The organism is Haladaptatus sp. R4 (assembly GCF_001625445.1).
GTDB lineage: Archaea > Halobacteriota > Halobacteria > Halobacteriales > Haladaptataceae > Haladaptatus.
In genome coordinates, this window is the sequence record NZ_LWHG01000021.1 from 722,314 (window position 1) to 746,434 (window position 24,121).

20 protein-coding genes, 2 tRNA genes, 3 pseudogenes and 1 riboswitch are annotated in these 24,121 nt (G+C 61.6%); of the genes and pseudogenes, 14 read left to right on the forward strand and 11 right to left on the reverse strand.

Annotated features, from left to right (window positions below):
* Positions 1-135: 135 nt before the first annotated feature.
* Both A4G99_RS13170 and A4G99_RS13175 read left to right on the forward strand, forming a co-directional pair.
* Entirely contained in the window at positions 136-1,080 is a 945-nt protein-coding gene (locus A4G99_RS13170) for an aminopeptidase (RefSeq protein WP_066144369.1), read from the forward strand.
* A gap of 13 nt (positions 1,081-1,093) precedes the next feature.
* Complete coding sequence (locus tag A4G99_RS13175; RefSeq protein WP_066144372.1) at positions 1,094-1,426, forward strand: CHY zinc finger protein; 333 nt, start codon at positions 1,094-1,096, stop codon at positions 1,424-1,426.
* Between the two features lie 3 nt (positions 1,427-1,429).
* Here A4G99_RS13175 and A4G99_RS13180 read toward each other — a convergent pair whose 3' ends face one another.
* A complete protein-coding gene (locus tag A4G99_RS13180; protein WP_066144376.1) occupies positions 1,430-1,804 on the reverse strand; it encodes a hypothetical protein in 375 nt (124 codons plus the stop codon).
* 99 nt (positions 1,805-1,903) lie between these two features.
* On the opposite strand from A4G99_RS13180, the gene A4G99_RS13185 reads away from it, so the two are divergent.
* From A4G99_RS13185 to A4G99_RS13195, 3 genes are read left to right on the forward strand one after another with little or no spacing between them, the layout of a single operon-like run.
* The gene (locus tag A4G99_RS13185) at positions 1,904-2,554 is read left to right on the forward strand and encodes an HVO_0476 family zinc finger protein (RefSeq protein ID WP_066144378.1); all 651 of its coding nucleotides are present in this window, start codon (positions 1,904-1,906) and stop codon (positions 2,552-2,554) included.
* A gap of 59 nt (positions 2,555-2,613) precedes the next feature.
* Positions 2,614-3,525, forward strand: coding sequence for a class I SAM-dependent methyltransferase (locus tag A4G99_RS13190; RefSeq protein ID WP_066144381.1), 912 nt, complete (start codon positions 2,614-2,616; stop codon positions 3,523-3,525).
* Between the two features lie 25 nt (positions 3,526-3,550).
* Positions 3,551-4,315 (forward strand): protein-L-isoaspartate O-methyltransferase, encoded by a 765-nt coding sequence (locus A4G99_RS13195; RefSeq protein WP_066144384.1) that lies wholly within the window; start codon positions 3,551-3,553, stop codon positions 4,313-4,315.
* Between the two features lie 24 nt (positions 4,316-4,339).
* Here the strand turns inward: A4G99_RS13195 and A4G99_RS13200 are convergent, their stop codons facing one another.
* The 4 genes from A4G99_RS13200 to A4G99_RS13215 all read right to left on the reverse strand — a co-directional run bounded on the left by A4G99_RS13200 (position 4,340) and on the right by A4G99_RS13215 (position 7,789).
* Positions 4,340-4,972, reverse strand: coding sequence for a class I SAM-dependent methyltransferase (locus tag A4G99_RS13200; RefSeq protein WP_066144387.1), 633 nt, complete (start codon positions 4,970-4,972; stop codon positions 4,340-4,342).
* 49 nt (positions 4,973-5,021) lie between these two features.
* On the reverse strand, positions 5,022-6,263 hold the full coding sequence (locus A4G99_RS29400; protein WP_066144390.1) for a hypothetical protein: 1,242 nt from the start codon (positions 6,261-6,263) through the stop codon (positions 5,022-5,024).
* Between the two features lie 65 nt (positions 6,264-6,328).
* Positions 6,329-6,862 (reverse strand): DUF1697 domain-containing protein, encoded by a 534-nt coding sequence (locus tag A4G99_RS13210; RefSeq protein WP_066144393.1) that lies wholly within the window; start codon positions 6,860-6,862, stop codon positions 6,329-6,331.
* Between the two features lie 441 nt (positions 6,863-7,303).
* Positions 7,304-7,789 carry an Ig-like domain-containing protein gene (locus A4G99_RS13215; RefSeq protein ID WP_066144396.1) on the reverse strand — a complete coding sequence of 162 codons (486 nt, stop codon included), beginning with the start codon at positions 7,787-7,789 and terminating at the stop codon, positions 7,304-7,306.
* Positions 7,790-7,865: 76 nt separating this feature from the next.
* Here A4G99_RS13215 and A4G99_RS13220 point away from each other — a divergent pair, with 76 nt between their 5' ends.
* The 3 genes from A4G99_RS13220 (at position 7,866) to crcB (A4G99_RS13230) (ending at position 9,837) form a co-directional block, all read left to right on the forward strand.
* Positions 7,866-8,912, forward strand: coding sequence for an ATP-binding protein (locus A4G99_RS13220; RefSeq protein ID WP_066144399.1), 1,047 nt, complete (start codon positions 7,866-7,868; stop codon positions 8,910-8,912).
* Between the two features lie 47 nt (positions 8,913-8,959).
* Positions 8,960-9,028, forward strand: a riboswitch (Fluoride riboswitch).
* Between the two features lie 9 nt (positions 9,029-9,037).
* Entirely contained in the window at positions 9,038-9,478 is a 441-nt protein-coding gene (crcB, locus tag A4G99_RS13225; RefSeq protein WP_066144402.1) for a fluoride efflux transporter CrcB, read from the forward strand.
* Positions 9,475-9,837 (forward strand): fluoride efflux transporter CrcB, encoded by a 363-nt coding sequence (crcB, locus tag A4G99_RS13230; protein ID WP_066144405.1) that lies wholly within the window; start codon positions 9,475-9,477, stop codon positions 9,835-9,837. Before crcB (A4G99_RS13225) ends, crcB (A4G99_RS13230) begins: the two co-directional genes overlap by 4 nt.
* 1 nt (position 9,838) lies before the next feature.
* Here crcB (A4G99_RS13230) and A4G99_RS13235 read toward each other — a convergent pair whose 3' ends face one another.
* The 6 genes and pseudogenes from A4G99_RS13235 to A4G99_RS13260 form a co-directional block, all read right to left on the reverse strand.
* Positions 9,839-10,270 (reverse strand): universal stress protein, encoded by a 432-nt coding sequence (locus A4G99_RS13235; RefSeq protein ID WP_066144407.1) that lies wholly within the window; start codon positions 10,268-10,270, stop codon positions 9,839-9,841.
* Positions 10,271-10,306: 36 nt separating this feature from the next.
* Positions 10,307-12,783: pseudogene (locus A4G99_RS13240) on the reverse strand (RND family transporter).
* A gap of 6 nt (positions 12,784-12,789) precedes the next feature.
* Positions 12,790-14,310: a COG1361 S-layer family protein gene (locus A4G99_RS13245; protein WP_223301870.1), complete on the reverse strand. Its 1,521-nt coding sequence runs from the start codon at positions 14,308-14,310 to the stop codon at positions 12,790-12,792.
* A gap of 380 nt (positions 14,311-14,690) precedes the next feature.
* Positions 14,691-14,763: transfer RNA gene (locus A4G99_RS13250), tRNA-Asp, on the reverse strand.
* Between the two features lie 67 nt (positions 14,764-14,830).
* Positions 14,831-15,289: a group I intron-associated PD-(D/E)XK endonuclease gene (locus tag A4G99_RS13255; protein WP_066144411.1), complete on the reverse strand. Its 459-nt coding sequence runs from the start codon at positions 15,287-15,289 to the stop codon at positions 14,831-14,833.
* A 223-nt stretch (positions 15,290-15,512) separates the two neighbouring features.
* A tRNA-Asp gene (locus tag A4G99_RS13260) sits at positions 15,513-15,585 on the reverse strand.
* A 286-nt stretch (positions 15,586-15,871) separates the two neighbouring features.
* On the opposite strand from A4G99_RS13260, the gene A4G99_RS13265 reads away from it, so the two are divergent.
* The 6 genes and pseudogenes from A4G99_RS13265 to A4G99_RS13290 all read left to right on the forward strand — a co-directional run bounded on the left by A4G99_RS13265 (position 15,872) and on the right by A4G99_RS13290 (position 24,026).
* Positions 15,872-16,099 carry a DNA-directed RNA polymerase subunit H gene (locus A4G99_RS13265; RefSeq protein WP_066144413.1) on the forward strand — a complete coding sequence of 76 codons (228 nt, stop codon included), beginning with the start codon at positions 15,872-15,874 and terminating at the stop codon, positions 16,097-16,099.
* Positions 16,099-17,655, forward strand: coding sequence for a DNA-directed RNA polymerase subunit B'' (locus A4G99_RS13270; RefSeq protein ID WP_066145217.1), 1,557 nt, complete (start codon positions 16,099-16,101; stop codon positions 17,653-17,655). Before A4G99_RS13265 ends, A4G99_RS13270 begins: the two co-directional genes overlap by 1 nt.
* Entirely contained in the window at positions 17,655-19,481 is a 1,827-nt protein-coding gene (gene rpoB / locus A4G99_RS13275) for a DNA-directed RNA polymerase subunit B (RefSeq protein WP_190303755.1), read from the forward strand. The genes A4G99_RS13270 and rpoB overlap by 1 nt, the downstream gene beginning before the upstream one ends.
* Positions 19,481-22,410, forward strand: a pseudogene (locus A4G99_RS13280) (DNA-directed RNA polymerase subunit A'). Before rpoB ends, A4G99_RS13280 begins: the two are co-directional and overlap by 1 nt.
* Positions 22,403-23,584 carry a DNA-directed RNA polymerase subunit A'' gene (gene rpoA2 / locus A4G99_RS13285; RefSeq protein ID WP_066144418.1) on the forward strand — a complete coding sequence of 394 codons (1,182 nt, stop codon included), beginning with the start codon at positions 22,403-22,405 and terminating at the stop codon, positions 23,582-23,584. The pseudogene A4G99_RS13280 and the gene rpoA2 overlap by 8 nt, the downstream one beginning before the upstream one ends.
* Positions 23,584-24,026, forward strand: a pseudogene (locus A4G99_RS13290) (NusA-like transcription termination signal-binding factor). Before rpoA2 ends, A4G99_RS13290 begins: the two are co-directional and overlap by 1 nt.
* Positions 24,027-24,121 lie beyond the last annotated feature (95 nt).

A 24,121-nucleotide genomic window follows, 5' to 3' on the forward strand; every position in this document is an offset into this window, starting at 1 on the left:
TCGAGCGAATCCGGGCAGAACACAACTCGAAAGTGAGTAATTCGGCGGTTTCGAGGTCGTCGATATCGGGACGAAATCCCGACCCAAACGCCACGAAAGGGAACACCTAACCGCTCCCGAACGCAACCGCCATTTATGAGTCTGGACGACGCCGCGAAGACCGCCGTCGAGCAGTGTATGGCACTCGAAGCCGACGAGTCGTGTGCGATAATCACCGACGACAAGCGCTGGGACATCGGCAAGGCGCTGTACGACACCGCCAGCGAGATCAGCGACGACGTGACGATCACCCGCTATCCCGTCGGAAACCAGCACGGCGAGGAGCCACCGGCCGCCGTCGCCGCCGCGATGGCCGCCGCCGACGTCGTCCTCGCGCCGACGACGAAGAGTTTGAGCCACACCCGCGCACGCGGAAACGCGAACGACGAGGGGGCACGCATCGCCACCCTCCCCGGCATCACACAAAAAGTGATGGTGACGGGTCTCGCCGCCGACTACGAGAACATCGACGAGCACTGCAAGGACGTGCTCGCGCAGGTCGAGGACGCGGAGGAGATTCGCGTCACGACCGAGAAGGGGACGGACATCACCTTCGAACCCGGCGACCGCGAGTGGTACGACGACACCGGCCTCTGTCACGAACCCGGCGACTTCACCAACCTTCCCGCGGGCGAGGTGTTCGTCAGCCCCGAGAACGTGAACGGCAAGTACGTCGTGGACGGCACCATGCGCCCGCACGGCCTCCTCGAAGACGGCCAGACACTCGAATTCGAAGTCGAAGACGGCTACGTCACGAGTATCAGCGACGACGAAATCCGCGAGCAGGTCGAGACGGGAGCGGAGGAAGTCGGACAGGACGCCTACAACCTCGCCGAACTCGGCATCGGCACCAACGTCGCGGTCACCGAACTCGTCGGCTCCGTCCTCCTCGACGAGAAGGCGGGCGGCACGGTCCACATCGCCATCGGCGACGACGCGGGCATCGGCGGCGACACGGACGCTCCGCTCCACCTCGACGGCATCATTCGTGAGCCGACGGTCTACGCGGACGGCGAGGAAGTCGAACTGCCACAGCCATAAAATCGACCAGCAGATGCGAACCATCCACGGAATCGACGTCCACGGCGTCGATGTAGACGCCGAAACGCGCTGTGCCCACTACGACACGGAGCGTGACGTGATCGCAATTCGGTTCCCGTGCTGTGACGAGTATTATCCCTGTTTTCGGTGTCACGACGCGGTCGCCGAGCATCCGCGCGAAACGTGGCCGGAAGACGAACGGGACACCGAGGCGGTGCTGTGCGGCGTCTGCGGTGCGGAACTGACGATTGCGGAGTATCTCGATTCTGGCTCGCAGTGTCCCGACTGTGACGCCGAATTCAATCCGGCCTGTGCGAACCACTACGAGTTATACTTCGACGGGTGAGGTTCACCCGGATTTCGACGGGAGAATTTGGATACCGTCGTTCACGGTGAGGTATATTTCCGCCGAGGTCGCATCCCAGAACGGACCACCACCCTTCGAAAATCCGGTCGGGAGTTCGACGGTTACGCCGTTGTCCGCACCGATATCGGCGATTCGAATCCGGTTTCCGGCGGGAACGGTACCCGTTTCCCGACCTCGTTCTCCATCGTCGGCGCGCCAAATCGCGGTGAGCGTCCGGTCCATCCCGTCGTAGTTCGTGACGAACAGCGGAATCGTGACTTCGTTTTCCCCGCCGACGAACTCGCTACAACCGGAGACGCCGAGCGACAGCGTCACGGCACCGACACCGATTTTCCCGACGAACCTCCGCCGTCTCATTTCGACTCTACGAGTACGGCCGGATTCCATGAGTGTTCCGTTTGCCGTCCTCTCCCACAACTCCACGCACTTTTACGGCCTGACTTCCTACACCGCTCCATGAGCGATACAGCGGAACGTGTGGCAGTCGTCTGCCCATCCTGTTCCCCCGATTTGGAGACGGTTCACGAAGTCCTCAAGCCGGGTGGACAGGCGACGGTGCGATGTACCGAGTGCGACCACGTCCACAAGACGAAAATCGAGGAGGAGAAGACCAAGGAAATCGACGTCGTCGTCTCGCAGGAAGGCGAGTCGTTCACCGCGAAGGCGGACGTTCCCGTCGAGGAGACGCTGGCGGTCGGCGAGGAGTTCGTCCTCGAAACCGACGAGGCCATCTTCGTCGTCCGAATCACCAGCCTCGAACAGGAGGACGACCGCCGCGTCGAGGAGTCGGTGGCCCCCGACGTCGAAACCATCTGGACGCGCGCCGTGGACAACGTGAGCGTCAACGTCACGATTCACCCCAACGACGGCCGACGGGACAACTCCCGAAGTGTCAAGGTGAACATTCCGGGAGATTACGAGTTCGTCGTCGGCGAACGGGAAGAACTCGCGAAGGAGGAGTTCACCATCGACGGCATCCTCGTCACGGACGACGCGTCGGGCTACGACCACGACCGACTGGACTTCGACGGCGACGCCGTCCTTGCCAAGGACGTGAAACGAATCTACGCCGAGGACGAGGGTTCGACGGCGTGGTCCGCGTGGTAAGTGGACGGGCAGAAACTTCCGACACGTAGCTTTTTTCGACTCGCCATCGTCGGTTCTGCATGGACTATCGCGAGTTGTGTTTGCTGTGGGCCGCCCGCGAGACGGGCATCATCGAGGCCGTCATGTTCCACGCTGGAACGCCGGTCGAAGTCGCCGCGGAAACGGGCGTCACCGAGCGCGCCGCACGAATCACGCTCGCCGCGATGGCCGAACTGGGCTACCTCGAAACGGTCGATGGCGAATACGAGGCGACCAATCGAGCACTCGGACTGTTCGCCAAGACGGACGTGCGTTCCATCGGTCGTATGCCCCACTACATGGACTGTCTGGAGGGGTGGCTCGCGCTCCCGGAGACAATGCTGACTGGAGACTCGCCCGACCCGTCCGAGGAATGGACGGCCAACTTCATGGGCGCGATGGCGACCATCGACGAGACGACGGTCCGCACCTGCGTCACGGAAGCCGTTCACGAGAACCCCCACGCGGAGCGCGTCCTCGACATCGGCGGCGGGCCGGGTGAGTTCTCGAAGGAGTTCGCCCGTCGTGGCTTCGACGTGACGCTGTTGGACCGACCAGACGTCATCGAGGCCGACCGCAAGTTCCTCGAACACGAACCCGTCGAACTCGTCCCCGGCGATGCGACCGACGACCTTCCGACCGGATTCGACCTCGCGTTCTGCTCGCGGGTCGCCCACGCGTTCGGCCCGGACGAGAACCGGACGCTTCTCGAAAACGCGTTCGATGCGCTTTCCCCCGGCGGCGTGGCGGTCTTCACCGACAAGGTCCGAGGGTGGGCCGACGACGCGGCGCTGTTCGGGGCGCACATGCTCGCGGTGACCGAGAACGGCGATACCTACGACGAGACTCAGTTCCGGGAGTGGTTCGAGGGCGCTGGCTTCGAATCCGTCGACGTGCGCGACATCCCGGGCACGCAACAGCAAGCAATTATCGGACACAGGCCGCGCCATTGAAGAACGTCGGAACCCAAGCCGAACCATGGAACCGTCGGCGCTGCGCGACGATATGGTCGCCAGCCTCGAACACGAGATGAAAGGACTCGTTCGGAGCGAGTACATCGGTCTCGCACTTCGGACAGTCCCCCGCCACGAGTTCGTCCCCCTCGAAGCACACGAAGGTGCCTACACCGACCAGTCGTTCGACCACCGAGGGACGAAAATACTGTCGCCGAGCACCGTCGCCCAACTGCTGGAAGCCCTCGACGTTCGGGAGACCGATTCCGTTCTCGTCGTCGGCGCTGGCGTCGGCTACACGTCCGCCGTGCTCGCTGAAATCGTGGGCGAGGAGAACGTCCACGCGGTCGATATCACGCGAACCATCGTCTACGAGGCTCGGCAGAACCTCGCGTCCGCGGGCTACGACGGTGTCTTCGTGGACTGCCGCGACGGTGCGGACGGACTCCCCGAGTACGCACCGTTCGACCGAATCGTCGTGGAAGCGGCGTCCATCCGACCGCCGCACGCCCTCGTCGAACAACTGACGCCCGACGGCCGGTTGGTCGTCCCGTTGGGCGGCGGCACACAGCGGTTGGCCGCCGTCGAGCGCACCCGTGATGGAACCTCCGAAGTCGCGGATGAGTTCGGCACCGTCGCGTTTTCGCCGCTCCTCGTGGACGGCGAACAGGCCGATACCGTCGAACGGAACCGAACCGACCGCGAGGACCGCGAGTTCGCGGAACGCCACTTTCAGACCCGTCGCGGCTGGGAACACGAGTGGATCGACTGGGACGGCGACGGATTGTAGCTCCCGAGAAGCGGCGAATATTCGTTATTTCACGGCGCGTCGAACCACCGTGAGCCACGCTTCGACGCTCTCGTCGTTGGACGGTGAGACGTCCTCTCCCTGCGCGTTGACTTCGAACCGTGCAGGGTCGATTTTCACGATTTCCCAACCGTCCTCGAACGCCGTCCGGAGTTCCTCCTCGCTGATTCGTCGCGGTCCCCACTCTCCGGGTTCCCGGTCGCTGAAACAGAGGATGACGACGTGCCCGTCCGGCCCGACGGCGCTCGCCAGCGACGAGACGTACGTTCGTCGGGTTTCGTCGTCGAAGACGTGAAACAGGCCGCAGTCGACGACGACGCCGAACTCGTCCTCGACGCCGTCCAGCGAAAGCGCGTCCTCGATCCGGAAGTCGATGTCCCCGGCGACGTCACGGGTTTCCGCCTTCGCTTTCGCCTGCTCGATGGCACGGGGGGACGCATCGACTCCGAGAACGGTGTATCCGCGGTCGGCGAGGAAGAGCGAGTTCTCTCCGGTTCCACAACCGAGGTCGAGAATCGGGCCCTCGAACGGTATTTCGTCCCGCTCGAACAACGAGCGGATGGCCGACTGCGGGCGACCGATGTCCCACGGTGGTGTTCCGGCGTACGCATCGTCGAATCCGTCTTCGGGGGAACTCATGACTAGAATCGAGGGACGGGAGTTCCATAGGTTTCTAGGCCGTCGCCCGTCACTCCGCCCCGGCATCCAACCGCGCGGCGACCGCATCGGAGACGTTCGACAGGTGTGTCGCCCCCCAGACGGCCACGATGACTCCCCCGACGGTGTCGAACATCAAGTCGAGCATCGTGTTTTCGAGCGAGTACTGCGACAGGACGCTCCCCGTTCCCGTCATCGTCGCCAACCCGCCGAGTCCGAACTCCAGCAGTTCCCAGAGGACGCCGAACGCGAGCGTGAAGAGGAGGATGAACAGCAGCATGAACTTCCGGGGAAGGTAGATGGAATCGGCGTGGACGTCGAGCGCCCGCACCGTCGTGTAGCCCGCCGCCGCGACGAGCGAGGAGGAGAGGGTGTGGGTCAACTGGTCCCACAAGCCGACGGACTCGTACAGACCGACGGTCCCGACCGCGTGCAGAAAGACCGGGACGACGATCCAGAGCGTTAGGCCGGTATCGACTGGCAAGTGGTAATCCCGTTCGAGCACCGCCGGTAACTCCATCAGCGCGAGCGCGACTGCCGTGTTGACGACGATGCCAACGTTCGCCCGGTACAGGCCGTACGCCAGTACGCCGACGAGGACCACCTGAAGCGACCGCACCAGCAACCGTTGTTGGTCATCCGAGAGCCATCCGTCCGACGACTGGACGGCCGTCGTCTCCTCCGAGTCGCGTCGCTTGCCACCATCCCGAAAGCCGAATCGGCGCGAATCGATGTGCCGGAAGTACGTCGCGAACACGATTCCGGCCGCGAGACCGGCGAGGGTCGCGGCGAGCAGCGACCACATCAGGCTTTGGAGTCCGTGCAAGTCGTGCATACCGAGCGTCCGGTCGGCGACCCACTGGACGACCGCCCACAGACCGGCAATCGCCATGGTCGTGATGACGACGAACAGGACCGCGAACCACGGGGAGAGTTCGACTTCGGTGAACGCGTCCAATACCACCGCCAGCACCAGCGCAAGTCCCGCGACGGTCAGAAACGTCGCGACGGAGCGGGGAAGAACCGAACCGAACGGGACACTCGCGAGGGGAATTGCGACGAAACAGAGCGCTTCCCACGGCACCATCGTCGTCGGGCGGTGGTGCGCTCCGACGGGAATCAGCGCGAATGCGAGGGCGACGAGACCGAGACCAGCCCAGAGGAAATCCCCGCCGAGAACGCTCGCGAGTACGGTGATACCGATCATGGCGACGAGAAGCCATGCGGCGAGCGCGTTTCGGGTTCCCCGCTCGATTCCCTCGTTCCGGGACATACGTCTACTACGACCATCACCAGTTAAAAACGAAAAGGCCGATAGGGTCGAAACGAGGGACGGATTTACCGCGCTAACTCGTGTACCCTCGTGACCACGTTCCACGTGCGTCGCGTCGCAGGCATATCCAGAACATCCCCGACATCGGTGAACTGGCCGCTTTTCCGCTCGTCCGTTCGAATACGGCTGTACACTTCGCGGTTCAAAGTTTCGAACTCCTCGGCGTCGTTCCCGGCGGCTGAAAGCGTTCGAATCCGCTCGTCATCGGGGCAGTCGTTCAAAAACGAGACGTACAGCTTCGTCGTCCCGTCCTCCGATTGCGCGAACGGACATCGGTCGATAATTTCGTGGAGTTCGTCGCGTGTCCTGACCATGACCGAGATATCGTACCCGAACGACGCTTCGACGGCATCCACGAGTTCGTCTTCGAGTTCGTTCGCGGTCGAATCGTCCGTCTCGAACACGACGTTCCCGCTCTGGATGTAGGTTCGAACGTGTTCGAATCCGAGTGATCGGCAGAGGTCGCGGAGGGCATCCATCTTCATTCGATTGTGCGCACCGACGTTGATGCCGCGTAGAAAAGCGATGTACGTCGTCATGGGGTATCACTCGATGATGGTGTGGAATCGTCATAAAGAACGTACTTTTCGCCGGTAGACGGGGGACTCGACCGGGAACCGTTCGAGTGTCCGGCGGACAACACGATAGAATGGTCTCCTTAATCGAGATGTCTCCCCACGAACGGGGGAAGAACAGCGATTCAGATCGCAGTCATCGAGTCAAACTACGCGTGCAGCCACGCCTTCGGATGTTCGTCGCGGAGATGATCGTGATACCACTTCGTCGCTACAGGGTAAGACGTGCCGATCATCTGCAGACCGCAGTGTCGACAACGAGCCATTGCCATATGGAACACGGTAGAAGGAGGGGGATGATAGCTGTTACTATTTGAATTGAGCTGTTTCTTTGAACCTACTGCGCGGGAAACAGCCCCGTAACGACCCGGAGCCCGAGCGGGTTCACGGTCCATCACCCGTTTCCTATCCGGATACGACCAGTATTTTCGTGTTCCCTTGCTTGTCCTCGAACTTGCTTCCCGCGGGTGGTTTAATGTCGATTTCGAGCGTGCCATCGTCCTGATTTGGTCCCAATCCGGGACGTATCGACAGTGTCGCTTTCCCATCGTCATCCGTCGTCGCGGTCTGGATGTGTTTCAACGTGGCCGAATCGCCCTTGACGACGACTGTCGCCCCTGCGACGGGGTTGCCGTCCGAATCGATGACCGAGATATCGACCGAGTGATAACCCGGATGGACTACCTCGGGCGACGGTTTCGCGTCGAGTTCGCTCACCGTCAACCCGTGAAGCCCCGACAACATGTTCATCATCACCCCGAGACTGGCGACGCCGACGACGAGCGCGATGACAAGTCGAATCGGAAGCCCTTCGATAGCCCGCTCGTCCGACCGAAACGCCCGAGTCCCACGACGATGCTTCACCTGCCGTAGCCGCTGACGCACTGACATGGCCCGGAGTGGTTCCGGTTTGGAGTATAAACCCTCGGACGAAGGTTTATACCGGAGAGCGAAGCCAACACCCCACATGACCGACGTTTTGGGGCGAGCGGGCGACATGGATGTTTCGGGTGTTTCGGGTGTTTCGGGAAGGCTCGGCACCTATCGAGCCCGCGACGGCAGTGCAGGTGCGCCGGTTCGGATCGATTTGGACGGACCACACGCCACGCTGGTCGTCGGCAAGCGCGGGTACGGGAAGTCCTACACGCTCGGCGTGCTGATCGAGGAACTCGCGAAGACGGCGGGCGTCACCCCTGTCGTCGCCGACCCGATGGGGGCGTTCCGGACGTTTGCAGACGTCTCCGGATTCGACGTGGTCGAGAACCCTCGCGTGTCGGCGGACGCACTTTCCCCGCGTGCGTGGTGTGAGTTGCTCGGACTCGATCACGAGGATTCGGCCGGGTCGCTGGTGTGGCAGGCCGCCGCGAAGACGGGGTCGCTGGCCGGGATGCACGAATACGTCTCGGGCGCGGACGTCGCGCGGGCTACCCGCCGCACGGCCCGGAATCATCTCGCGCTCGCCGACTCGTGGGGCGTGTTTTCGCCCGATGGACTCGCCGCGACGGACTGCGTGGCGTCGGCGACGATACTGGACTGTTCGGTCTACGACGACGCGCCGATGAACGCCGTCGTTCGGGCGATTGCCGACGACCTGTATCGTTCCCAGGTCAGGGAATCGGTAGCGACGCTTCCGTGGCTGGTCGTCGACGAGGCGCACGCGTTCTTCGACGGAATCGCCGGGACGGCGCTCGAAACCATCCTGACTCGGGGTCGACGACCGGGCGTCAGTTTCGTCGCCGCGACCCAGCGTCCCGCTGCGCTTCCGGACGTGGCGGTTTCCCAGTCGGATCTGCTCGTGGCCCACCGACTGACTTCGCGGGGCGACCGGGAGGCGTTGGCTCGTGCTCGCCCGACGTACATGCACGGGTCGTTCGCCGACCGAATGTCCGAAACACCGGGAGAAGCCCTCGTCGTGGACGACGCGACGGAGAACGTCCACGAGATACGGATTCGGGAGCGAGACGTCGAACACGGCGGCGGGAGTCCAAGCGCGAGCGAATTCGCGAACCGGTAATATCCGGCTCCTTTCGAGTTCGTTAAGTGGATTCGGGAGGGAACAGTGACTAACCGGGCGATGGAGTCCGCCTCCCCCAACCGCCGAACACGTCGGCTGATGACTCCTTTTCGAGAGCGACAGATATGGGACGTACACATCCACTCCACACGTTAGAAGTTCTGCTATTGGTTGGCGTCGGCGGGTTTGCGGGGTCGAACCTCCGCTACTTCGTCAGCCTCGTCCAACCCGGCTTGACGGGGACGCTCATCGCGAACGTCGCCGGCAGTTTCGCACTGGGATTCATCCTGTACGAGGCCATCTACATGGGGTATCTGGCCGACCAAACCCACGTCGTGGTCGGCACCGGGTTCCTCTCATCGTTTACGACCTACAGCACGTTCGCGGTGCAGACGACGCAAGCGGCGTCGCCGCTCTGGATGATCGGCAACGTCGCGGCGAACTACGGGTTAGGACTGATGGGCGTCCTGCTCGGCCGGATGCTCGCCCGTAACGTCAACGGGAGGAGCAAGGAAGCGGAGAAGATGGCAGAGCAGGAAACGACGGAAACGGAGGTGCCGGAATGAGTTCGCTCGACCCCGCCCACATCGTCGGAACGGGCGGTGCGATAGGCGCGCTGTGCCGCCATTTCGTCGGCGAACGGATCGATGCCGACGAGTTCCCGATCGGAACGCTCACCGTGAACGTCGTGGGGAGCTTCGTCCTGGGTCTCGTGACGTTCCTCTCCCTCGGGAATCAACTCGCGCTCCTGCTCGGCACCGGTGCGTGTGGCTCGTTTACGACGTTCTCGTCGTTCTCCTTCGAGACGTTTCGGTTGTGGGAGACCGGCGAGCGATTCCGCGCGGCCACCAACGCCCTCGGCAACCTCGTCGGTGCCATCCTCGCTATCGCCCTCGCGTGGGGCGTCGCCCAACTGCTCGGCTAAGCTACGCCGTCACTCGGATCACGAGTACCGGCAGGTCGGTATTGCGGATGACTTTCTCGGTGACGCTCCCGTTCAGGAAGTGTTCGAGACCGGTTCGGGCGTGGGTCCCCATCACGATGACGTCGATTCCGTGTTCGTCCGCGTAGGAGAGGATTTCCTCGTGGGGAATCCCGCGCAGGAGTTCCGTTTCTAGCGGTACGTCCCGTTCGTCCGCCACCCGTGTTACGTCCGAAATCGCCGTTTCTCCCAGTTCCGTTCGGTCACGCTCGATGGTGAGCCATTTCGTGTCCGAAAGCGTGTTGTAATCCCGCGTATCGACGACGTACACCGAATGTACCCTCCCACCCGTAAACGACGCGAGGTCGAGTGCTTCCGTGATGGCGTCGGTAACCTCTGAACTACCATCGGTCGGGACGAGTATCTCGTCGTACATCCCGTTCTACCTTCGACGGGCAGGGAAATAACTGTTCTACAGGAAGTAGCGATACCAGACGACGATGACGGATGGCGTCAACAGGATCGCCGTGAGATACGAGTAGAAGATACTCAAAGCCGTCACGAGACCGAACTGACCGAGAACTGGCGTGATGGCGAGAACGAGAATACCCGTCCCGGCGACCGTCGTGAGCATACTGCCGGTCAGCGCACCGCCAGTGCCGCGGACGGTTCGGGTGAGGGCGTCGAACACGTCGGCGTCCGTCGGGCGTTCGGACGCGTCCGTTCCCTGTTCGAACTCGTCGGTAAACCGATGCACGACGTGGGCCGAGTAGTCGGTTCCCAACCCGAGCGCGATCGCGAGAACGGTCGCGGTGAGCGCGTTGAACGGGATGCCGAACAACCGCATCGTTCCGGCGAGGAGCGCGACGGCGACGACGCGGGAAGCAGGTTGATCACGCCGAAGGCCGCCCGCCCGACGAGCACGCGATAGACGAACGCGAGAAAGACGGCAGTCGCGATGAGCGCGGTGATGAGGCTCCTGAGAGCCGAGGCGAAGATGATCGACGCGACGGACTGGAATACGACGGTTTCGCCCGTCGCCGTCGCTTGGAGACGATATCGCCCCGCGAGGGTTCGGGCATCACGAGCGACCGCATCCTGTGACGCACCGCTTTTCGTCGAGTAGACGACCTGTGCGTGCCGCTGGTCGGCCGTGATGTACTGGAGTGCCTCGTCCCGTGCGGGCGACGACAGCAACCGATCGTAAATCGTGCCGAGGTTATCGTCCGGAACGCCGTCACCGTCGATGTCGTTCCGTTGGACGAGTCGGCGGAATTCGGATGATTGAGCGCTGTAGTTCCGGATAACGGTGATGATGCTCTCGGAACTCGCCTGTCGATCCCTCTGGACGAACGCCTTCGGCGGGTTGTGGTTCGCGTGCTGAATCGATTCCAGCGCGTAATCCTCGCGTAACGGCCCCCGAACGTACACCGTCACGGTGTCGCCCTGAACGGCGGCGAACTTCTCGTCCAGGAAGTTCGTCGTTTGGGTGACGGTGTACGTCCCCGGCGCGAACGGTTCCGGCAGCGATTGCAGATAGCTCGGCGTCTGTTCCGGCGGGAGGAAATCCTCGTTCGAGAAGGACGTACTGATGCCGGTGGCGTAGTACCCCGAAACGACCGTCACGAGCAGCGCGAACGCGAGAACGAACGGTGCACCGCGCCGAGCGAGCGTGACGCTGACTTGCAGGAGTCGCCCGAGTGCGGACCCTTCCTCGCCGAGCGGTCGTAAGCCGAACACGGGGAGGTCGTACCGGTACCGAAGTCGGTCGGTTTCGACCTTGGCCGCCGGGAGGAAGATTCCGAAGATGAGCGCCGTGACGACGATGCCTATCGCGGCGACCAGTCCGAACTCACGGATCGGTTGCAGGCGACTCGTGAGGTTCGACCCGAACCCCATCACGGTCGTTCCCGTGACGATGAAGAAGGCGACGAGCAGTTGGTCGGTCGTTCGTCGCATCGACCTCCCGATTCCCAGTCCGGTGACGCGCTCCTCCCGGTAGCGGTTGATGGCGTGAATGCCGTAGTCGATACCGACCGCAAGGAGCAAAGGTGGCACCGCAACGAGCAGTTGTGTGAACGGAATCCCGATCCAACCCATGAACCCCAGCGTCCAAACCACGGTCATCACCAGCGAGACGACTCCGAGCAGGAGGTCCAAGGGGTCACGATAGGCGAAGATCAGGAAGACGAGTATCAGGATCGCGGCCGCGGGCGTGACGATGATGAGCGAGTCGAACGTGACGCTCGACAGTTCCGAGGAGATGATACCGCTACCGAACACGCGGATGTCGCTATCGACGCTCCCGACGACGGATTCCGAGCGGAGTTGGATCCGCGTGAGCGGGTCGTTCGCGCTCGATTCGGCACCCGCTTGCTGTGAGAGTCCACGCGGAATTCGATGATCGACGACGGCGATCGTCGCCGAGGCCGAGGCCGCCCGTGGATTGAAGTCCTTGCTCAGAAGGGTTCGAAAACCGGGCGTTCCCGAGGCCCGTCGAACGGCGATTTCGATCTCCGTCGGCGTCGCCTGCCGAACGGTTCGCACCTGTGCTTCGAGCGTCGTCGCGTTCGGATCGATGGTTCGTGCCACGATGCTCGCGGCGCTCGTCGTCGAGGAAACCCGGAGGTCGGTCCGCTGTTCGAGGCGGTACTGAACCTCCAGCATCGCCAGCAGTTCGGGTTTCGAGAGCACGTTCCGGCCGGTTTGGATGAGCTGTGTGCTTCCGTTTTCCGCCGCGAACGGTGGCGTGAACTCGCGGTTGACGGCGTCGAACGCCTCCTGTGCGGGGCTGTTTTCGGTGAACTGGCTCGTCCCGGATTCGGTCGAGATGCGAACGAGGCCGACACCCAAGACGGCGGTCAGGACGAGAAAGACGAGCAGAACGGTTTTCGACCGCTCGGCGATCCACACGTCGAGCCAGTCGATAACGCGTTGATAGTCCACCATCGGAGGTCACCGCCTGCGGAGGACGAACACGGCCACGAGGACGAGCAGGACGGCGATGCCGAGGAGGACGAGGATTCCGTTCGAACCGCTCACGAACGACAGGACGCCACCGCGTTCCGGTGACGTCACTCGAACGGGAACCGAGTACGTGTCGGTGAGTTTCGTCTCGCCGTCCGGTGTATCGTACTGGAAATCGACCGACGCCGGGTACGTGTTCGGAAGCGTCCCACCGTCGGCACCGATGTCGAACCGGATCGTCGCCGACTGATTCGGTTCCAGTTTCGGGATGAACGCCTCGTTGTCGTTGACGGTCAAGGGACTGTCCACGAACGCCTGTGCGTCGATGTTCCGCAGGGTTTCGTTCCGATTGTTCGTGACGACGAGCGACACCGTCCCCGTCGAACCGGCCTCGACCGACGCCCGGTTCGCATCGATCCGGAACTCGTCCTTCCGGGGATGGACGTCGATTTGTGCGTCGAGCGATTTGCTCTGTCTCGGGTCGCCGTCCTGATTCTGATAGCGCACGACGAACGAGAGCTGTCGCGGGCCGCGGTCGGCGGTGTCGCTCACGTCGATACGGAAGTCGAACGGTTTCGACTCGCCGCTATCGAGCGTCCCGAGCGCGTACTCCGTCTCGGTCGGTGAGAACGTGGTGTTCCCGCGCTGGGGTGCGAGAACGAGGACGGCGTTCGGGGCGCGCTGTGGTCCTTCGTTGGTCACCGTACCGGAGACGAACCCTTGTTGTCCCACCCGCAAGGTGCTGTGCAAGTTTCCTACCGAAAACGATTGTTCGGGGTCGGGAATGATGCCGACGAGATGGGGATTCGTTCGGTTCCGGGTTCCGTTCTCCCGATAGGAGATCGAGAGGCTGAACGGGTAGTTACCGCCGACCGTGTCGTTGCTCGCCGTGACGCGATACTGGAACGTTCGCCGCTCGTTGGACGACCACCGACTGACGAACTGGCTGGCGTTCGGCGACCGTCCCAAACTGAGTTGCTCGTTCGCCGACTGGAGCGAGACGACGGCGTCGTGAACATCTCGTCCCGTGTTCTCGACGGTCAGCGAGACCGTCCCCGTGTCGCCTGCCTGTACGTTCGAGGATATCGCTGTCACCTCGAACCGCTCCAAACGAACCCGCTCGGTCGGCCGCACGTCGAACGTGTACGGTTCCGTTCGCTCCCGAGAGCCGTTCGCGGTCGTGTACGACACCCTCGCCTGAAACGGGTAGTTCTCGGATCGCGCGAACTCCTCCGCGAGAAGACCGAATTTCACCGTTATCCGCTCGCCCTTCGACCAGTTGCCGACGAACTTGCTGGCGGTCTGTGACGGGCCGAACCGAACGCTCTCGTTCGGCGAGCGCACTCGAATACTCGCGTTGGAAACGTCGCGTCCGGTGTTGACGAACGTGATCGAGAGGTTTCCCGATCCGTTTATCGGCACGTTCGACGCGGTCGAGACGATACTGAACGATCCCGTCGGGTTCGGCGTCCCCTGTTGGCTGGCCGCCGTACCTGCCGTGCGCCCCATAGCCGTCCAGCCGCCGTGAGCGACCAGTAATACCAGAATGAGCGAGACAACTACCCGACGATTCATCCTCCCCATCCCATGAGAACCGTCTCCCCCGTTCGTGCCATTCGTTCGTCCCCCACACCTGTCACGACGCCACCATTTGTATAGGTTTGCCTCGTGTCGGAGTGAGGTTTCGTCCCGAAATCACGTCACAGGATACAGATGACTCTATTCGAGAGTTGAAAGTTTGAAAAGCGCCCGAGGCGGGATTTGAACCACGCCCGAGAACCTGCGCACGGCGCAGAACCTCGGTCTGATTCAAATCCGTTGGCGATTTCGTCCTCACTGGGAGACGAGCAACGCATCTGCGTTGCTCGTCGGTGAGTTCGGAAGAAATACGCCCGAGGCGGGATTTGAACCCGCGTCACAACCGTGACAGGGTTGTATGATGGGCCACTACACCACCCGGGCCTTCGCATTCACTTCTTTCTCGCGCCCTTATTAAGGGGTGTCGATTTCGTCGCTCTATGGTACTACGTTACGTGGGTGAATAGTAAGCACACTTTCTAGGTGGGATTTCACCCGTGAACTCGTACTCTTTCGCCCAATTGATCGAAGGATGGTCGATTTTGGCATCGAATCTAAGTTCCATTTTCTGTACTGTTGCTTCATTCACATATATCCAGTACGTTTTTCCGTTTCTTGGATAACGAACGACGAATGCATCGATCTTTCCGTGATATTGATTTTCGTGATAGTTCCCTTTTTTAGTTGTTTGTGAATGAGTATTGAATCGTATCGTTTCCTCCTTGTTCTGCCATGCCGTTTTGCACTGAATCCGATATAACTGTCCATCATCATCAACTATCAAGTCGTATTTGTCATTGTCGCCAAATGGGATTGAAACGCTGTATCCATGCGAAATCATTTCGTGAATGACTTTCGCCTCGGTTTCATCTCCTCTATCCTTCGTATTTGTCTCACCCGAGCATCTCATCTGTCGTATTAACGATCTATATCAATTATATTGACTATTTCGGTGAGAGAGACAATTTTCCGAAATCGATTTTCACGAGGTATCGAAATTACCGAAGGGGTAGAAGGGGTAGTAAACTACGGGCGAGAGCCAACAGAACATGTAATGCTTCAGTCTACACAAGAATCGAGAATCACAGAAATCAGTAGAAATGACTCTGTTCGAGAGTTGAAAGTTCAGAAAGCGCCCGAGGCGGGATTTGAACCCGCGTCACAACCGTGACAGGGTTGTATGATGGGCCACTACACCACCCGGGCCTTCGCATTCACTTCTTTCTGGCTTGTACTCTTAAGGCTTTCCAATGACGTTCCGTATGTGGATTCGTGCCGAGCTATGTTAACGCATCCCGCTTGCCCAAACCATTTATACCAGAACGGAGTAGATAGCAGTGTTCAGTTGGCTGCCTCCGTCCGGTGCGGAGGTATTCGGGATAGCCGAGCGTGTGCGAACCTTGTTTAGCAAGCCTTAAATGAGTGCTACGTGTAATACCCTGTAGTATCTCGTGATAGCCATTTCTCCCGCTAGCCGGAAACTCGTGCACACATGGTAGACGTAAGCCAACACAAAATGGTTCCGGAGCACACCATCGTCGATTCGGACGAACTCGACGAAGTGCTCGCGGAATACGACATCAAGAGTACAGACCTGCCGAAGATCAAACGGACCGACCCAGCACTGCCCGACGACGCAGAGCCGGGTGACGTTATCAAAATCGTCCGCGACTCACGAACGACCGAACGAGCAGTCGTGTATCGACTCGTGGTGGAATAATGCAACAGCAAGATCGACGCGAACTATCGAGGGAGTATTTCTCGAAAGAACGACTCGCGGAGCATCACTACCGCTCGTTTAACGCCTTCCTGAACCGAGGCATGCAGGAAGTCGTTACCGAGAAGGGAATCATCGACACCGACATCGGTGACAAGGAAGGAGAGGAACCGGTGTTCGTCGAACTGGGCGACATTCGTGTGGTCACTCCGCGCGTGCGCGAGGCGGACGGGAGTGAAGAACTCCTCTACCCGCAGGAGGCACGCCTCCGTAACATCACGTACTCCGCGCCGGTGTTCATGGAGATGACCATCGTCAAAGGCGAAGGCGACGACAAACGCGTCGTCGATTCGACCGAGACGAAGGTCGGACGGATGCCGATCATGGTCGGCTCCGAGAAGTGTAACATCGCCAACTTCGAGGAGGACGACTTGGTCGAAATCGGTGAGGACCCCGCCGATCCCGGCGGCTACTTCATCGTCAACGGTTCCGAGCGGGTGTTGATGACCTCCGAGGACCTGGCACCGAACAAGATTCTCGCCGAGTACGACACGAAGTACGGCGACGAGATTCAGGTCGCAAAGACGTTCAGCCAGCGCCGAGGATACCGTGCCTTGGTTCTGGTCGAGCGCTCGCGTGACGGCCTGCTCGAAGTGTCGTTCCCGTCCGTTTCGGGGAGCGTCAACTTCGTCACGCTCGTTCGTGCGCTGGGACTCGAATCCGACGAGGAGATCGTCCACCGAGTCTCCGACGATCCGGAAATCGTGAAGTTCATGCTCGAAAATCTGGAGGCCGCCGAAGTCCAGACGCAGGAGGAGGCAATCGAAACCCTCGGGAAGCGGGTCGCCTCCGGGCAGGGCAAGAACTACCAGTTGAAACGAGCGAACTACGTCATCGACCGCTATCTCCTGCCGCACCTCCACGAGGACGGTGTCGAGGAGGAGGAAGTTCGCATCAACAAGGCGTACTACCTCGCCCGGATGGCCGAGGCGTGTTTCGAACTCGCACTGGGTCGGCGCGACTCGGACGACAAGGACCACTACGCCAACAAGCGACTGAAGGTGTCCGGCGACCTGATGAAGGACCTGTTCCGGACGGCGCTGAACAAGCTGGCACGCGACGTGAAGTACCAGCTCGAACGCGCGAACATGCGTAACCGACAACTGTCCGTGAACACGGTGGTTCGGTCGGACGTTCTCACCGAGCGTCTCGAACACCCGATCGCGACGGGGAACTGGGTCGGTGGCCGCTCCGGCGTGTCGCAGTTGGTCGACCGGACGGACTTCATGGGTGTGCTGTCACACCTTCGCCGTCTCCGCAGTCCGCTCAGTCGTTCGCAGCCTCACTTCGAGGCACGTGACCTACACGCGACCCAGTGGGGTCGCATTTGCCCGTCCGAGACGCCGGAAGGGCCGAACTGTGGACTGGTGAAGAACTTCGCGCAGGCGATGGAACTCAGCCAGAACATCGAGGACGAACAGGAACTGAAACAGGAACTCTCGTCGATGGGCGTCGAGGGGATTCCCGGAATCGAGAGCATCGAAGGGAGCGCAGACTGATGAGTCAGGGACGAGAAGCCAAAGTATACGTCAACGGTAGTTTGGTCGGAACACACCCCGACCCCGAACAGCTTGCAGATCAGGTCCGCGAGGCGCGCCGACGGGGCGACGTCAGCGAGATGGTCAACGTCTCGGTCAAGGGACGCACCAGCGAGGTCATCATCAACGCCGACGCGGGGCGCGCACGCCGCCCGCTCCTCGTGGTCGAGGACGGCGAAACGCGCATCACGGACGAGGAAACCGAGGCGCTCAAGCAGGGCGACCTCTCGTTCGAAGACCTCGTCGAGCGTGGGAAGATCGAGTTCATCGACGCCGAGGAGGAAGAGGACATCTACGTCGCCGTCGATGACACCGAGTTGAACGAGGACCACACACACCTCGAAATCGACCCGCAACTCATCTTCGGTATCGGTGCCGGGATGATTCCGTACCCGGAGCACAACGCCAGCCCGCGGATTACGATGGGTGCAGGGATGATGAAGCAGTCGCTCGGTCTGCCGTCGGCGAACTACCGCATTCGCCCGGACACGCGACAGCACCTCTTCCACTACCCACAGCTCTCGATGGTGAAGACGCAGACGACGGAACAGATCGGGTTCGACGACCGACCCGCCGCACAGAACTTCACCGTCGCGGTCATGAGCTACGAAGGGTTCAACATCGAGGACGCGCTCGTCATGAACAAGGGGTCCGTCGAACGCGCGCTCGCGCGTTCGCACTTCTTCCGTACCTACGAGGGTGAGGAACGCCGCTACCCTGGTGGACAGGAAGACCGCTTCGAGATTCCGGGCGACGACGTGCGCGGTGCCCGCGGTGAGGACGCGTACACGCATCTGGACGAGGACGGACTGGTCAACCCCGAGACGCGCGTGGACGAGAACAGCGTTCTGTTGGGGAAGACGAGTCCGCCGCGATTCCTCGAAGAGCCGGACGACATGGGTGGCCTGTCACCACAGAAGCGCCGCGAAACCAGTGTCACGATGCGCTCGGGCGAATCCGGCGTCGTGGACACGGTCACGCTGATGGAGGGCGAGGACGGTTCGAAGCTCTCCAAGGTGTCCGTTCGTGACGAGCGAATCCCGGAACTCGGGGACAAGTTCGCGTCGCGACACGGACAGAAAGGTGTCGTCGGTCACATCGCACCGCAGGAGGACATGCCCTTCACGCAGGAAGGGGTCGTCCCGGACCTCATCGTCAACCCGCACGCGCTGCCGTCGCGGATGACGGTCGGTCACGTGCTGGAGATGATTGGCGGGAAAGTCGGCGCGATGGAAGGCCGTCGCGTGGACGGAACCGCGTTCACCGGCGAGGATAAAGAGGACCTCCGCGCCGCGCTGCAGGAACGCGGGTACAAATCGTCGGGGAAGGAAATCATGTACTCCGGCGTGACGGGCGAGAAGATTGAAGCTGAAATCTTCGTCGGCACCATTCTCTACCACAAGCTCTACCACATGGTGTCGAACAAACTCCACGCTCGTTCGCGTGGACCGGTGCAGGTGCTCACGCGCCAGCCGACGGAAGGACGTGCCCGCGAGGGTGGTCTCCGCGTCGGTGAGATGGAGCGTGAGGTGCTCATCGGACACGGTGCCGCGCTGGCGCTCAAGGAGCGACTGCTCGACTCCTCCGACCGCGAATGGATCTACGTCTGCGGTCAGTGTGGAATGAGCGCGGTCGAGAACATCGACCAGAACCGTGTGTACTGCCCGAACTGTGAGGAAGAAACGGACATTCACGAAATCGAGATGAGCTACGCGTTCAAGCTCCTGCTCGACGAGATGAAGGCGCTTGGCATCGCGCCGCGACTCGAACTGGAGGACGCAGTCTAATGGCAACAAGTCAAACTCCCAAGGAAATCGGATCCATCAGCTTCGGGCTGATGGACCCGGAGGAGTACCGAGAGATGTCGGCGACGAAGATCATCACCGCCGACACGTACGACGACGACGGATTCCCCATCGACATGGGGCTGATGGACCCGCGATTGGGCGTCATCGACCCCGGTCTGGAATGCAAGACCTGCGGACAACACTCCGGGTCGTGCAACGGCCACTTCGGTCACATCGAACTGGCCGCGCCGGTCATCCACGTCGGCTTCACGAAACTCATCCGCCGACTGCTTCGCGGGACGTGCCGCGACTGTTCCCGACTCCTGCTCACCGAGGAAGAACAGGAGAAGTACCACGGCATGCTCACGCGGACGAAGGAACTCGGCAACGACATCACCGACGTGACGAAGGCGGCCATCCGCGAGGCGCGGAAGAAGGACCGCTGTCCGCACTGTGGTGAAGTCCAGTACGACATCAACCACGAGAAGCCGACGACCTACTACGAGGTCCAACAGGTGCTCACGAGCGAGTACTCCGAGCGAATCGCCTCCCGGATGCAGGGCCGTGACGAGAACGGCGAGGAGGACGAGGACCTCGAACCCATGGCGCCACAGGAGTTGGCGGACAAGACGGGTATCGAGATATCGCGCATCAACCAGATCATTTCCGGGGAGTTCCGCCCGCGCGAGGCCGACCGGAAATCCATCGAGAAGGCGCTCGGTATCGACCTGACGACCGAGGACATGAACAAGCTGATGCCCTCGGACATCCGCGACTGGTTCGAGGACATCCCGGACTCGGACATCGAGGCACTCGGTATCGATTCCGACCGCTCGCGTCCCGAGTGGATGATCCTGACCGTCCTGCCGGTCCCGCCGGTGACTGCTCGCCCGTCGATCACTCTGGACAACGGGCAGCGGTCCGAGGACGACCTGACCCACAAGCTGGTGGACATCATCCGCATCAACCAGCGGTTCATGGAGAACCGCGAGGCCGGTGCGCCACAACTCATCATCGAGGACCTGTGGGAACTGCTGCAGTACCACGTCACGACGTTCATGGACAACGAGATTTCGGGCACGCCGCCCGCTCGTCACCGTTCCGGGCGTCCGCTGAAGACGCTGAGCCAGCGCCTGAAGGGCAAGGAAGGTCGCTTCCGTGGCTCGCTGTCCGGAAAGCGTGTGAACTTCTCGGCACGGACCGTCATCTCGCCGGACCCGACGCTCTCGCTGAACGAAGTCGGTGTCCGCGACGGGTCGCCCGCGAGATGACCCAGACGATGAACGTCACGCCGCGAACCATCGAGGACGCGCGACGCTACGTTCGAAACGGACCGGAAGGTCACCCCGGCGCGAACTACGTCAAGCGACCCGACGGCCGACGCCTGAAGGTCACCGAGAAGAACTGCGAGGAACTGGCCGAGAAGGTCGAGCCGGGATGGGAGGTCAACCGACACCTCATCGACGGTGACATCGTCATCTTCAACCGCCAGCCGTCCCTGCACCGGATGTCCATCATGGCCCACGAAGTGGTCGTGATGCCGTACAAGACGTTCCGACTGAACACCGTCGTCTGTCCCCCGTACAACGCCGACTTCGACGGGGACGAGATGAACATGCACGCACTCCAGAACGAGGAGGCACGCGCGGAAGCGCGCGTGCTCATGCGTGTGCAGGAACAAATCCTCTCCCCGCGCTTCGGTGAGAACATCATCGGCGCGATTCAGGACCACATTTCCGGAACGTACCTGCTCACCCACCACAACCCGCACTTCAACGAGACGCAGGCGCTCGACCTGCTCCGTGCGACACGGATCGACGAATTGCCGGAGGAGGACGGCACGGAGGAGAACGGAACCCCGTACTGGACGGGCCAGACGCTGTTCTCGGAACTCCTGCCCGACGAGCTCGAACTGGAGTTCATGAGTTCGACCGGCGACACGGTGATCATCGAGGAGGGTCAACTCATCGAAGGGACGATCGACGAGGACGCGGTCGGCGCGTTCGGCGGGGAGATCGTCGACACCATCTGTAAGGTGTACGGCGAGACCCGCGCCCGTCACTTCATCAACGAAGTCGCGACGTTGGCGATGCGCGCCATCATGCACTTCGGTTTCTCCATCGGTATCGACGACGAGACGATTCCGCTGGACGCACAGGACCAGATCGACGAAGCCATCGAGAACGCATACGACCGCGTGCAGGATCTCATCGAGACGTACGAGAACGGCGAGCTGGAATCGCTTCCGGGTCGAACCGTGGACGAGACGTTGGAGATGAAGATCATGCAGACGCTCGGCAAGGCGCGTGACTCGGCCGGTGACATCGCGGAGGATCACTTCGCGAGCGACAACCCGGCAGTCATCATGGCCGACTCCGGTGCTCGTGGGTCGCTGCTCAACCTGACCCAGATGGCCGGCTGTGTCGGACAGCAGGCAGTTCGGGGCGAGCGCATCAACCGCGGGTACGAGGACCGTACGCTCTCGCACTACCAAGCCGACGACCTGTCCGCGGACGCCCACGGGTTCGTGGAGCACTCCTACACCGGCGGTCTGACCCCGCTGGAGTTCTTCTTCCACGCGATGGGTGGCCGGGAAGGGCTGGTGGACACGGCAGTCCGGACCTCCAAGTCCGGGTACCTTCAGCGTCGTCTCATCAACGCCCTGTCCGAACTCGAAACGCAGTACGACGGAACGGTGCGCGACACCAGCGACACCATCGTCCAGTTCGAGTTCGGTGAGGACGGCACCTCGCCGGTTCAGGTCTCCTCGTCCGAGGAGAACCCGATAGACGTGGATAGCATCGCAGACCAGATTCTCGACGAGGAGTTCGACAGCGAGACCCGCAAGCTCGAATTCCTCGGCGACCGACAGCCGCCGACGAATCTGTCCGAACACGCAGACGCACGGCAGGTGGAGTCAGATGACTAACGTAACAGACGATATGGAAGCCATCGTCGAGGATACGGACCTTCCCCGACGACTCAAGGACGAAGTGTACGAGACCATCGAATCCCGCGATGGCGTCTCGCTCGAACAGGTAACGGACATCGCCAAAGCGGTCGAACACCGCTACCTCGACACCCGTGTCGACCCGCTCGACCCCGTGGGGACGGTGAGTGCCCAATCCATCGGGGAACCGGGAACGCAGATGACGATGAACACGTTCCACTACGCTGGTGTGGCGGAGATGGACGTGACACAGGGGCTTCCGCGCCTCATCGAACTGGTGGACGCACGGAAGACGCCCGACACGCCCATCATGACGGTGTACCTCGAAGACGAGTACGCCGAAAACCGAGAGAAGGCTCACGAAGTCGTCTGGAACATCGAGGCGACGAAAATCCTCGCGCTCGGTGACATCTCGACGAACGTCGCCGACATGATCGTGTCCATCAACCTGAACGAGGACACGCTCGAAGAGCGGATGATCACCCCGGACGAGGTCGCCTCCATCATCGAGGACAGCCTGGGCGTGCAGACGACCCAGCAGGGAACTGTCATCGAGTTCGGTCCCGACCAGCCGAGTTACCGCAAGCTACTCCAGTTGGTCGAGGAACTCCGCGAAATCGTGTTCAAGGGAATCGAGGAGATCTCCCGCGTCGTCATCCGCCGCGAATCGCTCGACGACGGCGAGGAGTTCGTCCTCTACACGGAAGGGTCGGCGTTCGCCGACGCGCTCGAAATCGAGGGCGTGGATGCCTCCCGAACGACGTGTAACAACATCCACGAGATCTATCGGACGCTCGGCGTGGAGGCGGCCCGCGAGTCCATCATCGAGGAGACGATGGACACGCTCGAAGAGCAGGGTCTCGACGACGTGAACGTTCGTCACCTGATGCTCGTGTCCGACATCATGACCAACCGCGGGACGATCGAGTCCATCGGTCGTCACGGTATCTCCGGCAGCAAGGAGTCCGTCCTCGCGCGTGCAGCGTTCGAGGTGACGGTGAACCACCTGCTCGACGCCGCCATCCACGGCGAAATCGACGACTTGAACGGCGTCATCGAGAACGTCATCGTCGGCAAGCCGATCAAACTCGGAACCGGTGACGTGAACCTCCGGATGGGCTCGGTTAGTCGCGGCGCGGAACCCTCCGACTGATGACGGTCACACTCACCGATACGGCACGGCAGTACATCGCCCTCTTCGAGGACGAGACGGGTGCGACCGCCCGCGACTGTGTCGTACTCGGTGACGATGGAGACGACGAGGAGGAGAAACGCGTCATCTTCGTCGTCAAACCGGGGGAGATGGGACAAGCCATCGGCCCGGGAGGCGCGAACGTCCGCACGGTCGAGGAGGAACTCGACGCGGACGTGGAACTCGTCGAGGACGCGGACGACCCGGCGCGATTCGTCATCAACGCGCTCGCCCCGGCGGAAGTTCACCACGTCACTATCAGCGAGAACAACGATACGGTCGCCTACGCCGAGGTGGCACAGCAGGACACCGGCGTTGCCATCGGAACGAACGGTCGCAACATCGAAGCCGCGAAACTGCTCGCGCGCGCCACTTCGACGTCGACGACATCCAGTTGACCTAAACCACCTTTTACGACGGTCGAAAGCCAGCGGTCGCGTGCCGTAGCGCGCGACGCTGGCAGTCTCCCTGTAAAAGCTGGACCAAAAGCACTCCTCC

Coding starts and splice junctions, on each gene's coding strand:
- A4G99_RS13185 (WP_066144378.1), top strand. CDS start 1,904: ATGAGCGATACAGCGGAACGTGTGGCAGTCGTCTGCCCATCCTGTTCC.
- A4G99_RS13170 (WP_066144369.1), top strand. CDS start 136: ATGAGTCTGGACGACGCCGCGAAGACCGCCGTCGAGCAGTGTATGGCA.
- A4G99_RS13255 (WP_066144411.1), bottom strand. CDS start 15,289: ATGAGATGCTCGGGTGAGACAAATACGAAGGATAGAGGAGATGAAACC.
- A4G99_RS13190 (WP_066144381.1), top strand. CDS start 2,614: ATGGACTATCGCGAGTTGTGTTTGCTGTGGGCCGCCCGCGAGACGGGC.
- A4G99_RS13270 (WP_066145217.1), top strand. CDS start 16,099: ATGCAACAGCAAGATCGACGCGAACTATCGAGGGAGTATTTCTCGAAA.
- A4G99_RS13180 (WP_066144376.1), bottom strand. CDS start 1,804: ATGAGACGGCGGAGGTTCGTCGGGAAAATCGGTGTCGGTGCCGTGACG.
- A4G99_RS13200 (WP_066144387.1), bottom strand. CDS start 4,972: ATGAGTTCCCCCGAAGACGGATTCGACGATGCGTACGCCGGAACACCA.
- crcB (WP_066144402.1), top strand. CDS start 9,038: ATGGGACGTACACATCCACTCCACACGTTAGAAGTTCTGCTATTGGTT.
- crcB (WP_066144405.1), top strand. CDS start 9,475: ATGAGTTCGCTCGACCCCGCCCACATCGTCGGAACGGGCGGTGCGATA.
- A4G99_RS13245 (WP_223301870.1), bottom strand. CDS start 14,310: ATGGGGCGCACGGCAGGTACGGCGGCCAGCCAACAGGGGACGCCGAAC.
- A4G99_RS13215 (WP_066144396.1), bottom strand. CDS start 7,789: ATGTCAGTGCGTCAGCGGCTACGGCAGGTGAAGCATCGTCGTGGGACT.
- A4G99_RS13195 (WP_066144384.1), top strand. CDS start 3,551: ATGGAACCGTCGGCGCTGCGCGACGATATGGTCGCCAGCCTCGAACAC.
- A4G99_RS13265 (WP_066144413.1), top strand. CDS start 15,872: ATGGTAGACGTAAGCCAACACAAAATGGTTCCGGAGCACACCATCGTC.
- A4G99_RS13235 (WP_066144407.1), bottom strand. CDS start 10,270: ATGTACGACGAGATACTCGTCCCGACCGATGGTAGTTCAGAGGTTACC.
- A4G99_RS13220 (WP_066144399.1), top strand. CDS start 7,866: ATGACCGACGTTTTGGGGCGAGCGGGCGACATGGATGTTTCGGGTGTT.
- rpoB (WP_190303755.1), top strand. CDS start 17,655: ATGAGTCAGGGACGAGAAGCCAAAGTATACGTCAACGGTAGTTTGGTC.
- A4G99_RS13175 (WP_066144372.1), top strand. CDS start 1,094: ATGCGAACCATCCACGGAATCGACGTCCACGGCGTCGATGTAGACGCC.
- rpoA2 (WP_066144418.1), top strand. CDS start 22,403: ATGACTAACGTAACAGACGATATGGAAGCCATCGTCGAGGATACGGAC.
- A4G99_RS13210 (WP_066144393.1), bottom strand. CDS start 6,862: ATGACGACGTACATCGCTTTTCTACGCGGCATCAACGTCGGTGCGCAC.
- A4G99_RS29400 (WP_066144390.1), bottom strand. CDS start 6,263: ATGTCCCGGAACGAGGGAATCGAGCGGGGAACCCGAAACGCGCTCGCC.